The organism is Parasedimentitalea maritima (assembly GCF_005771405.1).
Classification (GTDB): domain Bacteria; phylum Pseudomonadota; class Alphaproteobacteria; order Rhodobacterales; family Rhodobacteraceae; genus Parasedimentitalea; species Parasedimentitalea maritima.
This window is the reverse complement of the sequence record NZ_VAUA01000009.1, coordinates 205,923-219,908: the sequence shown is the minus strand read 5'-3', so window position 1 is coordinate 219,908 and position 13,986 is coordinate 205,923. Positions and strand designations below refer to the sequence as shown.

The 13,986-nt window shown below is 55.2% G+C and carries 15 protein-coding genes; 13 read left to right on the top strand and 2 right to left on the bottom strand.

Going from position 1 to position 13,986, the window contains the following annotated elements:
• The first annotated feature begins 9 nt into the window (after positions 1-9).
• Positions 10-672: a 5-oxoprolinase subunit B family protein gene (locus FEE96_RS17735; RefSeq protein ID WP_425467334.1), complete on the top strand. Its 663-nt coding sequence runs from the start codon at positions 10-12 to the stop codon at positions 670-672.
• Positions 669-1,697, top strand: coding sequence for a 5-oxoprolinase subunit C family protein (locus FEE96_RS17730; protein WP_138164454.1), 1,029 nt, complete (start codon positions 669-671; stop codon positions 1,695-1,697). Before FEE96_RS17735 ends, FEE96_RS17730 begins: the two co-directional genes overlap by 4 nt.
• A gap of 126 nt (positions 1,698-1,823) precedes the next feature.
• On the opposite strand, the gene FEE96_RS17725 is transcribed toward FEE96_RS17730, so the two are convergent.
• Both FEE96_RS17725 and FEE96_RS17720 read right to left on the bottom strand, forming a co-directional pair.
• Positions 1,824-2,756: a sugar kinase gene (locus tag FEE96_RS17725; RefSeq protein ID WP_138164453.1), complete on the bottom strand. Its 933-nt coding sequence runs from the start codon at positions 2,754-2,756 to the stop codon at positions 1,824-1,826.
• Entirely contained in the window at positions 2,753-3,490 is a 738-nt protein-coding gene (locus FEE96_RS17720; RefSeq protein ID WP_138164452.1) for a GntR family transcriptional regulator, read from the bottom strand. Before FEE96_RS17720 ends, FEE96_RS17725 begins: the two co-directional genes overlap by 4 nt.
• Before the next feature lie 153 nt (positions 3,491-3,643).
• Between FEE96_RS17720 and uxaC the strand changes: the two genes are divergently transcribed.
• From uxaC to FEE96_RS17670, 11 genes are read left to right on the top strand one after another with little or no spacing between them, the layout of a single operon-like run.
• Entirely contained in the window at positions 3,644-5,050 is a 1,407-nt protein-coding gene (gene uxaC / locus FEE96_RS17715; RefSeq protein WP_138164451.1) for a glucuronate isomerase, read from the top strand.
• Positions 5,051-5,074: 24 nt separating this feature from the next.
• Positions 5,075-6,058, top strand: a complete 984-nt coding sequence (locus FEE96_RS17710) for a TRAP transporter substrate-binding protein (RefSeq protein ID WP_138164450.1) — start codon at positions 5,075-5,077, stop codon at positions 6,056-6,058.
• A 60-nt stretch (positions 6,059-6,118) separates the two neighbouring features.
• Positions 6,119-6,640 (top strand): TRAP transporter small permease, encoded by a 522-nt coding sequence (locus FEE96_RS17705; protein WP_138164449.1) that lies wholly within the window; start codon positions 6,119-6,121, stop codon positions 6,638-6,640.
• Between the two features lie 2 nt (positions 6,641-6,642).
• Positions 6,643-7,923 (top strand): TRAP transporter large permease, encoded by a 1,281-nt coding sequence (locus FEE96_RS17700; RefSeq protein WP_127747184.1) that lies wholly within the window; start codon positions 6,643-6,645, stop codon positions 7,921-7,923.
• 8 nt (positions 7,924-7,931) lie between these two features.
• Positions 7,932-8,237 carry a cupin domain-containing protein gene (locus tag FEE96_RS17695; RefSeq protein ID WP_138164448.1) on the top strand — a complete coding sequence of 102 codons (306 nt, stop codon included), beginning with the start codon at positions 7,932-7,934 and terminating at the stop codon, positions 8,235-8,237.
• 16 nt (positions 8,238-8,253) lie between these two features.
• Complete coding sequence (kduI, locus tag FEE96_RS17690) at positions 8,254-9,078, top strand: 5-dehydro-4-deoxy-D-glucuronate isomerase (protein ID WP_138164485.1); 825 nt, start codon at positions 8,254-8,256, stop codon at positions 9,076-9,078.
• Positions 9,075-9,818 carry a 2-dehydro-3-deoxy-D-gluconate 5-dehydrogenase KduD gene (kduD, locus tag FEE96_RS17685; protein ID WP_138164447.1) on the top strand — a complete coding sequence of 248 codons (744 nt, stop codon included), beginning with the start codon at positions 9,075-9,077 and terminating at the stop codon, positions 9,816-9,818. Before kduI ends, kduD begins: the two co-directional genes overlap by 4 nt.
• Positions 9,796-11,223, top strand: coding sequence for a mannitol dehydrogenase family protein (locus FEE96_RS17680; RefSeq protein ID WP_138164446.1), 1,428 nt, complete (start codon positions 9,796-9,798; stop codon positions 11,221-11,223). The genes kduD and FEE96_RS17680 overlap by 23 nt, the downstream gene beginning before the upstream one ends.
• Complete coding sequence (gene uxuA / locus FEE96_RS17675) at positions 11,220-12,389, top strand: mannonate dehydratase (RefSeq protein WP_138164445.1); 1,170 nt, start codon at positions 11,220-11,222, stop codon at positions 12,387-12,389. Before FEE96_RS17680 ends, uxuA begins: the two co-directional genes overlap by 4 nt.
• A gap of 3 nt (positions 12,390-12,392) precedes the next feature.
• The gene (locus FEE96_RS24060; protein WP_342770975.1) at positions 12,393-12,776 is read left to right on the top strand and encodes a UxaA family hydrolase; all 384 of its coding nucleotides are present in this window, start codon (positions 12,393-12,395) and stop codon (positions 12,774-12,776) included.
• 5 nt (positions 12,777-12,781) lie between these two features.
• Positions 12,782-13,915 (top strand): UxaA family hydrolase, encoded by a 1,134-nt coding sequence (locus FEE96_RS17670; RefSeq protein ID WP_342770974.1) that lies wholly within the window; start codon positions 12,782-12,784, stop codon positions 13,913-13,915.
• The last annotated feature ends 71 nt before the right edge of the window (positions 13,916-13,986 follow it).

Sequence of the window (13,986 nt, the reverse complement as noted above, 5' to 3'; positions counted from 1 at the left end):
GGAGACCGGTTGAGCGAACAAGCAAACCGCGCGGCACTGACGTTTCGGGTGGCGCTGGAGAGCCAGAATTGGGATGGAATTGAAGAGACCTCCACTTCGTTAGTTTCGACCTACTTACGGTTTGATCCGCAGTGGCAGACCCACGCAGATCTGCGTGTCATGCTCAAGGGGCTACTGGCTCAGCAGGACTGGTTTACAGGTGATCTTCCAACAGGGCGAAGGTTGTGGCGGGTCCCAACGGTGTATGGAACCACTATGGCCCCGCAGCTGGATGAGGCCGCGCGAGCCGCCGGGATGACAGTGGACGAAGCAGTTGCCTCTGTCTCACAAAGCCGCGTTCGGGTACAGACCATTGGCTTTGCACCTGGCCAACCCTACTTGGGTGAATTGCCACAAGTGTGGAATATACCACGGCAAACTGCCCTGACAGATAAGGTTCCCGAAGGGGCGCTGGCCGTCGCGATTCAGCAGCTAGTGCTGTTTTCCGTTACCACGCCAACAGGGTGGCGTCATATCGGACAAACCGCTTTCCGCCTTTTTCGCCCCGAGACGGAGCAACCTTTTGTGCTGCGTCCAGGTGATGAAGTTATCTTTGTATCTACATCACCCGAAACTCTGACTCAGATGAAACGAGACGCCGATGGTGGTGCAACATTCGAGGTGATCACATGAACCGTAGCCTAATCGTACACCGGGCGGGCCAGGGGATGACCATCCAGGATCTGGGCCGCTTTGGATATTTGGAGTATGGATTGTCTCGTGGCGGTGCTGCTGATCACTTGGCCATTGCCGAGGGCGCCGCCCTGTTAGGACAGGGCAGATGTAAGGCCACACTGGAAATGGCTGGGATGGGGGGGGAGTTCGAAGCAACCGAAGATATGCGGATTGCTCTGACCGGGGCCCCGATGCGGGCCAGTGTTGATGGGGCGCGGGTAGTGTGGAATGCCAGCCACGCGTTGCCCAAAGGTGCCAGGCTGTCGATTGGTGGGGCAGTGACAGGTGTTTACGGCTACTTACATGTTGGTGGCGGACTGGAGACAACAGTCAAACTTGGAGCGCGATCCGCCCATTTGGCGGCGGGACTTGGCTCTCCTGTTCTCGCTGGTGACAGCTTGCCAGTGGGCCCAGATCAAGGCGTTTGCCAAATCGGCATGGGGCTGGAACCATCGCAGAGGTTTGACGGCGGCTTGCTGCGTATTGTCCCCAGCCTGCAAACCGAGTTTTTTACGCCTGAGCAGATCCAGCATTTTGAGACGACCGAATTTCGCCGTGATACCCGTGGAAACCGGATGGGTGTTCGTTTGCAAACCAAAGGTGTGGGATTTCAATCCGAAGCCGGTCTCAGTGTTGTCTCCGAAGTGATTGTACCTGGGGATGTTCAGATTACCGGCGATGGCGCGCCTTTTGTGTTGCTTAGCGAATGTCAGACAACCGGCGGCTACCCCCGTATTGGAACGGTGCTGCCTGCGGATTTGCCGCGTGTTGCACAGGCATGCGCAGGGGCTGTTTTGCAGTTTAAGTTTGTCTCGTTGGAGGACGCCGTTGAAATCGAGAGCCGCGAATGGAAGAAACTCCAAAATCTGCGGCAAACCATCCAGCCATTGATCCGTGACCCCCGCAAAATCCCCAACCTGCTATCTTACCAACTTATCAGTGGCGTAACTGCTGGAGACGATCTCGACAAGGCACTGCAGTGACAAACCCGCCTACCTGAAGGCTGACACGGGGTGACGTTTTAGCCATGGGGGAGGGCAATGTTCTGGCGCAAATAGATGAGGTGACTTCGGCTAATGTCACCTGCAGTTTCTGGACGCTGGTTGTTCTTATGTATTGCTGAGGTTCATAGGTGAGTCTGGAGGGGGTAGCTGAACTAGTGCGCCACGAAATTGGATCACTTGGGCTGCAAGAGTACTGGCAGTGGTGATCGCTTCAGCAGGTGTGCGCCCTTGGATTCTACTGGCAATAAAACCCGCGTTGAACGAATCCCCTGCTGCTGTGGTGTCGACAATATTGGTGACGGATACTGGGGGGTGTATGCTGAGCTCCCCATTGGTCAGGGCCACAATTTGGCCGGGACCGTTTTTGACAACAACGAGTTCCGCGCCTTGTTCGGCATAGCGCAGCGCTGTGGCGTTGGGATTGGTGTCACCAAACCAGCTTGCTTCATCTTCATGTGATGGCAACACAATGTCACTGACTGCGCCGGCTGCCATCACGGCTGAGGTCATCTCATTTGCGGAACGCCAAAGCCGTCTACGAAGGTTGGGGTCGAAAACTACAGACCCACCGTTGGCGCGAAAGGCTCGTAATATTTCTAGCAACCGTTCGCGATCTTGCGGCGGCAAGATCGCGAGCGTAATTCCAGAAAAATAGGCAACATCAGCACCCGCAAGAGCCTGAGATAATGTTTCAGACTCTTGCGCAAGGGTGCGGGCCGCACTTTGCCCGCGCCAATAATTGAAGCTACGCTCGCCCTTGGCTAGTTGGATCATATAGAGCCCAACAGTCAATTCTCCACGCCTAATGATATGGCCCGTGCCTATATCTGCCTGTGACAGAAAATCTACCATCTGGTCGGACAGCGAGTCGGTGCCAAGGGCAGTAAAATAGTCTACCTGATCTTGTGGTCCCAAGAGCTGGCGGAGGTACCAAGAGGTGTTCAATGTATCGCCCGCAAACCCCATTCGGTACTCAGAAGTTTGCCCTGTTGGGGCGATTTCAACCATGCACTCGCCAATCGCGACGATACGGGTCATTGCGTGTCCTCGGTGAACCAATTGTGGTTGTCCGCCTTGATCGCTTCAATATGGATCAGAATACGTGACAGGTGCTCCGTCATTGCCAGCTCAACCGCATCAGCATCGTTCGACGTTAAGGCGTTGAATATCCTGATATGATCATCAAGCGCTAATTTTTGTGAGGCGGCGTTCAGCGTTAGCATGCGAACACGGTCCATGTGGGCCTTGTTTTCGTGGATCAGGTTCCAGACATATCCCACGCCAGATCGCACGCAGATTTCTCGGTGGAACGCATCATCCAGCGCGTGGAATTTTTCCCTGTCTTTGGCTGCTATCGCCGCTTTTTGGTCCTCAATAAGTGCGGCAAGTGCCGCATGCCCGTCTGGGTCCAATGTGCCGGCTGCTGTACGGGCTGTTTTCACCTCAAGTGCGGTGCGAATAAACCGTGCGCGCAAGACGGCGTTTTCCGAAATCAAGCTTACTGTCGTACTGCTTTGGGGGCGAATGTATAAAAAACCAAGCTTGGCAAGGCGCTTGAATGCTTCGCGCACCGGTTGGCGCGAGACACCCATTTGCTTGGCGACCTCGGCCTCAGATATTTTTGTGCTGGGGGGCAGTTTTAATGAAAGAATTCGTTGACTTAACGCATCAAAAATCTGGTCGGCAACGCTTGGTGCCGTCGCTTGCCGGATGACTGGCAGTGGCAGGTCTTCATCGTGTGTTTTAGGTGTATTTGCCACAGAATTTTTCATTCCCAGTGTCCCTCTATCATGCATGACATTACATCTATTTGGAAAAGTCGCAACTGGGTTATTAGTTGACAGGTTGATTCTGTGATCCTAGGATATCAGTTGAGTTGCCGGACACAGAATGGTGTCAGGGTGTGTATTGGGGAAGGAATGTTGATGGCTTTGCTGGACGAAAATCGCTTGTTTCCGACAGATCCGTCTGTGCGTGATTTGGCGCGCCTACTATTCCAAAGCGTAAGCCAGTTGCCGATTGTCAGCCCTCACGGTCACACCGACCCGCGTTGGTTTGCTGAAAACCGAAATTTCACCAATCCGACTGATTTGTTTGTGACACCGGATCACTATGTTTTCCGGATGTTGCATTCTCAGGGAATAGCGTTGAGTGCCCTTGGTGTGCCACGTGCTGACGGAGGCGCAACCGAGCAAGACAAACGAAAAATTTGGCGGCTGTTCGCAGAGAACTTCTATCTGTTCAGGGGAACACCGTCGCGCCTTTGGATCGATCACGCATTTCAAGAGGTGTTCGGTGTATCCGCGCGCTTGTCGGCAGAAACCGCGGATATGATCTATGATCAGATTGCAGACTGTCTGAAGCAAGACGCGTTTCTTCCACGTGCCTTGTTTAAGCGGTTCAATATTGAGGCAATTTCTACAACCGAAAGCGCGATAGACGACCTGCGTTGGCACAAAATGATCCGTGATAGCGGCTGGGACGGTAAGGTTGTTACCTCATACCGTCCTGATGCGGTTGTTGATCCTGAATTTGAGGGTTTTACCAACAACGTCCAGATTATGGGTGAAATGACGGGTGAGGACACCACTACTTGGGGTGGCTACTTGGCTGCACATCGTAAGCGGCGCGCATTTTTCAAGACGTTTGGCGCCACATCCAGCGATCATGGTCACCTGTCCGCACGTACAGAAGATTTACCACAAGCTGAGGCCGCTACCTTGTTTTCCAAAGCGCTCCAAGGCAAATGCAGCGCGGATGAAGCGGATCGTTTTCGCGGCCATATGTTGACCGAAATGGCACGGATGAGCATTGATGATGGGCTGGTTCTGCAAATTCACCCAGGTTCATTTCGCAATCACTCAGCAAATATCACTGCAATGTTCGGACGTGACAAGGGATGCGACATCCCGATGCGCACCGATTACGTCACTGCTCTGCGTCCGCTTTTGAACGCAGTTGGCGGGCGGTCAGATCTGACAATCATCGTATTTACGATGGACGAGACAAGCTATTCACGCGAATTGGCGCCCCTTGCGGGGGTTTACCCCGCGCTGAAATTGGGGCCGCCCTGGTGGTTCCATGATAGTTATGAAGGCATGTTCCGGTTCCGGGAAATGGCGACAGAAACCGCAGGCTTTTACAACACTGTCGGCTTTAATGACGACACCCGCGCCTTTTGCTCGATCCCGGCTCGCCATGATGTGGCGCGCCGCGTGGATTGCTCTTTTCTCGCCACATTGGTCGCCACCGGACGATTGCATGAGGATGAGGCATTCGAGGTCGCACAAGACCTTGCATATCGGCTTGCCAAACAAGCCTACCGGCTCTGAGAGCCATTTCCAGGGAGGAAAACAATGACTTACGTTAAAACTATAGGTGCGGCTTTGCTCGCCAGTGTTGCGCTGGCCTCTGCTGCCGCAGCATCTTGCGAGATCACTCTGCGCTCATCTGACACCCATCCGGATGGGTATCCCACCGTTGCGGCGGTGAATGCGATGGGTGAAATGCTGAAAGAGCGTTCGGACGGACGGCTGTGTATCGAAGTGTTCCACTCCGCCCAGTTGGGTGAAGAAAAAGATACTATTGAACAGACCCAGTTTGGTGTGATCGATATGAACCGCGTCTCGCTGGGACCGTTCAACAATATCATCGAAGAAACCCAAGTGCCATCGCTGCCATATATCTTCCGGTCAGTTGGGCACATGAACAAGGTTATGGATGGTCCGGTTGGACAACAGATTCTGGACGCGTTCAGCGATCATGATCTGGTGGGCTTGGCGTTTTATGACGGCGGCTCGCGCAGCTTCTACAACTCTGAAAAGCCAATTGCCTCGATCGATGATCTGGCTGGTATGAAGTTCCGCGTCATGCAGTCGGACATGTTTGTGGATATGGTCAGTGCGCTGGGTGCCAACGCGACGCCAATGCCCTATGGCGAAGTCTATTCGTCCATCCAGACAGGCGTTATTGATGGTGCCGAAAACAACTGGCCGTCTTATGACAGCTCTGGCCATTTTGAAGTCGCTAAGTATTACACGCTTGATCAACACTTGATCGTGCCCGAAGTACTGGTGATGGCAAAGTCGTCGTTTGACAAGCTAAGTGCCGAAGATCAGGCGCTGGTCCGTCAGGCCGCACGCGATTCTGTTCCGGTTATGCGAGACCTCTGGATTGCACGTGAGCAGACTTCCGAAGCCCGCGTGCGTGAGGCTGGCGTCCAAATCATCACTGATATCGACAAGACGCCGTTCATCGAAGCCATGGTCCCTGTCTATGAAAAATACGTCACATCGGCGGTTCTGAAAGAGATGGTCGCCGACATTCAAGCCACTAAATAAGATGATTTGGCCTGCATCTTTGGGTGCAGGTCATCCCAATTACCGAGCAAGGATGTGCGCGTGAAAGACACAATGAAATCAGTGGCTCTTACTACTGGCCTGCTGGCCCGTGTAGCGCTTTGGGTGGCGGGAGTGGGGTTGGTTGTAATGACTGCGCTGATCGCTGCACAGGTGTTCTGGCGCTATATTCTGAATGACAGCATTGTCTGGACTGAGCCCGCGTCGGTGATGATTATGGGTTGGTTCATCTTTTTGGGGGCCGCGGTTGGCATCCGCGAAGGATATCATCTGTCGTTTGATGTGATGCTTTATCTTGTGCCCGACAGGGTCAAGCTTATCCTTTATTCAATCTCTGATCTGGCAGTGGCCGGATTTGGTGTCGGCATGGTTTGGTTTGGATGGAAACTGGCCACCAAAACCGCCGCAAACATGTTGCCGAGCCTTGGAATTTCCGGTGCCTTTGATTTCGCCCCGCTGGTCGCAGGTGGGGTCCTGGTGGTCCTGTTCTCTCTTGAACGGGTGGCTCGCCGGGCTGCCGGTTTGCCAACCGCCCGATTTGGCGAAGACGCTGTGGAGAACTAACAATGGAACTGTATGTCCTCTTTGGCACCTTTGTCTTTCTGCTTCTAATTGGCACTCCTGTGGCCTTTTGTTTGGGCGTATCCAGCTTTGCCACTATTGCCTATCTGGGCCTACCGCCAGTGGTGGTTTTCCAGCGTCTGAATTCCGGCGTGTCGGTCTTTGCCCTGATGGCAATCCCCTTCTTTATCTTCGCAGGTGACTTGATGGTGCGCGGCGATATTGCGCGCCGTCTAGTGGCCTTGGCTGGCGCCTTTGTGGGTCATCTTCGGGGTGGCCTGGGCCAAGTCAACGTGCTGTCATCAGTGATGTTTGGCGGTGTGTCTGGATCAGCCGCCGCCGATGCAAGCGCGGTGGGTGGTCTGATGGTGCCACAAATGAAAGAACGCGGTTATGACGTTGACTATGCGGTCAATATCACTGTTGTCAGCTCGATCATCGCCCTGATGCTGCCGCCGTCGCACAACATGATCATCTATTCAATTGCGGCCGGAGGGCGGATCTCGATCGCTGATCTGTTCACCGCTGGTATCGTGCCCGGCTTTTTGCTGGCGCTGACGTTGATGATTGCGGCCTGGTGGGTGGCCAAGCGCAAAGGCTATCCGGTGCAACCGTTCCAGGGGTTTCGTATGATCGGCACGCTGTTTGTCTCCGCGGCTCCGGGTCTGGTGCTTGTGGCGATCATCTTTGGCGGTGTGAGGTCCGGCATTTTTACCGCCTCGGAATCGTCGAACATCGCAGTAGTTTACGCCTTGCTGGTGACGTTCTTTGTGTACCGTAGCCTAAGCTGGAATGATTTTGTCGAGGCGACTTTAGCTGCTGTACGTACCACGGCCATGGTGTTGCTTGTGATCGGCTGTGCCGCGTCGTTTGGCTGGCTACTGGCCTATACCAAGGTGCCTGCCTCCATGGTGGCGCTCTTGCAGGGGGTGTCGGACAATCCGATCATCATTCTGTTGCTGCTCAATGTGGTGCTGCTGCTGCTGGGCACGTTCATGGACATGTCACCGCTGATTGTGATCACCACGCCAATCTTTTTGCCAGTGGCGACCGCCTTTGGTGTCGATCCAGTGCATTTTGGCGTCATTTTGATCCTAAACCTCGGCATTGGTCTCTGCACCCCCCCGGTCGGGGCGGTGCTGTTTGTTGGCTGCGCTGTGGGCCGAATTCCAGTTTGGGATGCGGTGCGGTCGATCTGGCCGTTCTACGGAGCAGCCTTTGGCACCCTGATGCTTGTCACTTACATTCCGGCGCTGTCGCTTTGGCTGCCGTCACTGTTTCACTGAGGTCTGGTATGAAAAACCCAATTGTCCCGACTGATCCCGGCGTGACGCGTCAGGTTCTGGCGGAAAGCGCTGATCTAATGCTGGTCGCATTCCGGTTTGAGGCCGGTGCCAAAGGCAAGTTGCACAACCATCCGCATGTGCAGGCTACCTATGTCGAGTCTGGCCGCTTTGTCTTTTCGATTGATGGAGCCGAACAGGATTTGGGACCTGGTGACAGCCTGATTATTCCATCCCAAGCCCGCCATGGGTGCGTTTGCCTTGAAGCCGGCACCCTGATTGACACCTTCACGCCGCGCCGCGCTGATTTCCTCTGATTTGAAAGACATGACCATGCTGAAAAGCCAAACTCGCTATGCCATCGATCCAGCCACCGCCAAGACGCTGGACACGGATCAACTCAGGGATCATTTCCATGTTGGTGAGTTATTCGCCGAAGGTGAAATCAACCTTGTTTACAGTCATTACGACCGGCTGATTCTGGGATCGGCGGTGCCCGGAAACGGAACGTTGACACTGGATCACATGCCAGAAACGGGTACTGCATCTTTCCTAGAGCGACGCGAATTGGGTGTCTTAAATGTGGGCGACACCGGTACCGTCAGCGTGGATGGTGAGGACCATATTCTGGAACGCGGCGAAGTGCTGTATGTCGGTATGGGCGCTGGCCCGGTGAGCTTTTCCGGCCCTGGCCGCTTCTATCTTTTGTCCGCGCCTGCACATCGCAGCTGCCCCACCAGACTGATCAGGCTGGCCAATGCACGCCGGGTCGAAATGGGCGCCCGCGAAACAGCGAACGAGCGCGTTATTCTGCAGTTTCTGCATCCCGAAGTTGCCGAGACTTGCCAGCTTGTCATGGGGTACACTCAGTTTGCCGAAGGATCAGTGTGGAACACGATGCCCGCACACCTGCACGATCGTCGGATGGAAGCGTACCTGTATTTTGATGTAGGCGCAGACCAGCGGGTTTTCCACATCATGGGTGAGCCTGACCAAACCCGCCATATCGTGATGGCCAACGAAGAAGCGGTGATTTCACCGCCGTGGTCGGTGCATTGTGGGGCTGGCACCGGTGCCTACACATTCTGCTGGGCGATGGCCGGCGATAATGTCGATTTCACAGACATGGATATGGTTGCCATGGGGGATTTGCGGTGAACAATCCGTTCTCTCTTGCAGGGCGCCGCGCCCTGGTGACAGGGGCCAATACAGGTATCGGACAAGCAATTGCCATTGGTCTTGCGCAAGCTGGCGCTGACGTCATCTGTGCTGGCCGCCGACCATCTGATGAAACCTTGCTCGAAATTGAAAAGCTTGGTGGTAAAGCCGCAAACCTGAGCGTGGATTTCAGTGATCCTATGGCCGGGCAAACCCTGTTCGCAGACCAAGATATCGACATTCTGGTCAACAACGCAGGCATTATCCGGCGCAATGATGCGGTGAATTTCACAGAAGACGACTGGGACGCGGTGATGGATGTGAACCTGAAGGCGCTGTTCTTCACCACGCGGGCTTTTGCCAAGGCAGTGTTGGGGCGCGGCGGGCAGGGGGCAGTTGTGAACATCGCTTCCTTGCTATCGTTTCAGGGGGGCATCCGCGTGCCGTCCTACACAGCCTCCAAACACGGTGTGGCAGGACTGACCAAACTGTTGGCCAATGAATGGGCTGCACAGGGCATCAATGTGAACGCTGTAGCCCCGGGTTATATCGAGACCAACAACACACAAGCCCTGCGCGCCGATCCGGCTCGCAATCAATCCATTCTTGACCGAATTCCCGCCGGACACTGGGGGAACCCGTCGGATATTGCGGGTGCTGCGGTGTATCTCTGCACACCGGCGGCGGCCTACGTGCATGGCGCCGTCTTAAACGTAGATGGAGGCTGGCTTGCCCGATAAAGCTTTGCAATCAAGCCCGGCAACCGGAATTGTACATCTGGGTTTAGGCGCATTTTTCCGGGCTTTTGGCTGCGTATATGTGGCTGATGCTATGGCTGCATCAGGTGTCGATTGGGGCATTGTCGGCGTCTCGCTTCGCAGTCCAACCACGCGCGATGCACTGCGCGCGCAAGACTGGAAATATACCGCGGTCTCATTGGCCGAGAACAACGTTGTGCCGCGCCAGATCAATGTTCTCAACGATGTTCTGGTGGCCCCAGAAGATCCCATGGCGGTGCTGGCTGTTATGGTTGATCCGGCGGTTAAAATCGTGTCGCTGACAGTCACTGAAAAAGGCTATTGCCACAATCCGGCAACTGGAACGTTAAATCCCGATCATCCTGATGTGCAGCATGATTTGACACATGACTTGCCCGTCTCAGCTATCGGTTTTCTAGTGGGTGCGTTGCAGAGGCGACGCGCGGCAGGCATCGCTCCGTTTACAGTGCTGAGCTGCGATAATTTGCCTGAAAACGGATGTGTCGTTCGCGGCGTGGTATTGGATATGGCACGCCGGATTGATCCAGGTTTGGCTGACTGGATTGCAGCAGAGGGTCGTTTCCCCTGCACAATGGTGGACCGCATAACGCCTGCCACCACCAAAGATGATATCGCCCGTGTCGCGACCCTTACCGGGGTAAAAGATGCCGCCCCGGTGATGCATGAGCCATTTTCCCAATGGGCAATCGAAGACGACTTTGTAGGGGGGGAACGCCCCGATCTGGCGGCTGCTGGTGCTGAAATGGTGGCCGATGTCACCGCCCACGAGCATATGAAGCTACGAATGCTGAACGGGACTCATTCCGCGCTGGCCTACACAGGCTATTTGGCAGGTCATGAAACGATTGATCAGACAATTTCCGATCCAGTTTTCGCCACCTTTGCGCGCGCGCTCTGGGCCGAGATTATCCCTGCCGTGACACCTCCTGACAGCGTCATTCTTGATGTATACGCCGATACGCTATTCGAGCGCTACGCCGACCCCGCCATTCAGCACCGGACGTGGCAAATCGCCATGGATGGCAGCCAGAAACTGCCTCAACGGTTGCTTGGTACCCTGCGCGAGAACATCGCGGCAGGCCGCCCTTCACCTTGCCTGTACCTCGCGGTGGCGGCGTGGATGCGCTACGCTAGTGGCACAGATGAGTCTGGGCAGCCGATTGATGTCCGCGACCCGTTGGCCGAGCAATTGCGCGGTGCAGCGGGGATCGATGACACTCCAGCCGATATCGTAGCAGCCATTCTGTCAATGCGTGAGATTTTCGACGAAGACCTTGCGGGCCAATTAGCGGAACCCGTTACCCAAGCAGCACAGCAGCTCTGGACCAAGGGTGCTCGTCAATCAGCACAAGAGGTGACAGTATGATCGAAAGCTGGCGGTGGTACGGTGAATTCGACACTATCTCGCTGAGTGAGGTGGCTCAGACAGGCGCGCGCGATATCGTGACAGCACTGCACGACATTCCGTACGGGGAAGTTTGGCCTGTCGACTCGATTGCCGCGCGCAAGAGGCTGATACAAAAGGCTGGGTTTGAATGGAACGTCGTAGAAAGCCTGCCGGTCCATGAACACATTAAGCGGGGCGAAGGGGATTTGAGGCAGCTGTTTGCCAATTACAGACAGTCCATGGCCAATCTCGCCTCTGAGGGCGTGAAAACAATTTGCTACAACTTTATGCCGCTGCTGGATTGGACACGCACTGATTTGGCCGCCCCAGTTTCCAATGGTGCCACATGCCTGCGTTTTGACGCTGTAAGAATGGCCGCGTTTGAAATTCATATGCTGGGCCGCCGCGCGGCTGAGGATGACTACCCAGAAGACGTGCGCCATCGCGCAGCGGCATGGTTCCAGCAAGCAACTCAAAATGACCGTGACGACCTATTGGCTGCAATCATGGCAGGGCTACCGGGCGCGTTTGAGCGTTATGATGTGATCGGTCTGCGCAACATCCTCGAAAGTTATGCCGATATGGACCGCGCAGCGTTGCGGGCGAATTACCATCGCTTCTTGCAGGAAGTTGTTCCAACGGCTGAAGAGCTGGGCATGCGTCTCTGCGTGCATCAAGATGATCCGCCCCGCGATATTCTTGGGCTGCCCCGGATCGTTTCAAGCGGTGACGATTTGGATTGGGTAATGGATGCCTATGACAGCCGGGCCAACGGTGTGACGCTCTGCGCCGGCTCTCTGGGGGCCAATCCGGCCAATGATGTACCCGCGATCGCTGCCAAAGTTGCTCAACGCATCCATTTTGTGCACCTGCGCAATGTGCGCAAAGACCCCAATGGATCATTTGAAGAGGCTGCCCATCTGGACGGAGATACCGATATGGTCGCCTTGGTCCGTGTGATTTTGCAAGAGGAGGCACGCCGTCGAGATACTGGGCGCAGCGACCATAACATACCGTTTCGCCCCGATCACGGCCACCATATGCTGTCTGACCTGACACGCGACTTGATCCCAGGATATCCGTTGATTGGCCGATTGAAAGGTTTGGCAGAGTTGCGCGGCGTTATCCGCGCCTTGAGTAGTTAAATTATGTCTGCACCGTTGATTTTGCACCCTAATGATACCGTGTCCGTTTTAACCGTACGTGCAATGGCAGGCGACGCTCCACTTGGCTTGGGTACGGCACTGGCCGGGCCTATACCCGCAGGCCACAAGATTGCGCGGGTTGACCTGCGAGCGGGCGCGCCTGTGGTAAAGTTTGGACAATTCATCGGGCATGCAACGCAAGATATTCCGGTAGGTGCCCATGTGCATAGCCACAATTGCACCTTCGCGACGCCCGAGAAAGGCTACAACATCGGGTCAGCTTTGGTTGCCTCACGTGCAGCACTGCCAAGCTGCTTACGCGTGATTTTCAAGGGTTCAAACGTACTGATGGCCGTGTTGGTACTCGCAATTACATTGCCCTTGTAGCGACGGTGAATTGTTCGGCCAGCGTGATCCGTCGCGCTGCGGCTGAGATTGAGACCAGTGGGATGCTGGCGTCTTATTCGAATGTCGACGGCGTTGTTGCCCTTGCGCACGGCACAGGTTGCGGCATGGCGGCAAGCGGGTCGGGTTACGACATTCTTGAACGGGTGTTATGGGGCCATGCGACCCACCCCAATGTTGGGGCCACATTGTTTGTGGGGTTGGGCTGCGAGGTCATGCAGGTTGCGCGTATGCGCTCGCATTTTGGCGATGCAGGCACCGACCGGTTTCATACTCTGACCATCCAGGAGACGGGTGGTACACTTGCGACCATTGCATCCATCAAGGCTCATGTGGCTGACATCGCGCCTCTGGTTAACCTCGCGACACGTAGTTCACAGCCAATGAGCGCGCTGCGCGTGGCATTGCAATGTGGCGGCTCGGACGGGTTTTCAGGGATTACGGCCAACCCTGCGCTAGGGGTCGCGAGCGATTTGATTGTGGCCCAAGGTGGGACTGCCATTCTGTCCGAAACCCCCGAAATCTACGGGGCTGAACAGATATTGCTGAGCCGGGCGAGTAGCGCACAGGTGGCAGAGAAACTGATTGGCCAAATCAAGTGGTGGGAAAGCTACGTTGCGCAAAACGGTGGCTCCATGGACAACAATCCCAGTCCAGGCAACAAGCAAGGTGGGATCACCACGATCCTTGAAAAATCCCTTGGCGCAGTGGCCAAAGCAGGGACGACGCCACTGATGGCGGTCTATGACTATGCTGAGACAGTGTGTGATGAAGGTTTCGTGTTCATGGACACGCCAGGTTACGACCCCGTTTCTGTGACAGGGCAGATCGCAGGAGGGGCGCAGATTGTTGTGTTCACCACAGGCCGTGGGTCTGCGTTCGGCTCTAAGCCTGCGCCGACGATCAAACTGGCTACGTCCGATCGCCTTTTTGCCCAAATGCCCGATGATATGGACTTGGGTACCGGAGATATCATTTCTGGCGCGATCAGCATTGCGGACAAAGGCCAGCAGATATTTGATCTGATCCGCGCGACTGCATCCGGCCAAGTGAGCAAATCCGAAGCCCTTGGGTTGGGAAACAACGAGTTTGTTCCATGGCAAATCGGCGCCGTCATGTGATTTAGACAGGCTGACTGGTTGTCATGAGAGAGAGCCATTTTCAACAAGACTGTCAGACCGGAGGCGTGCAG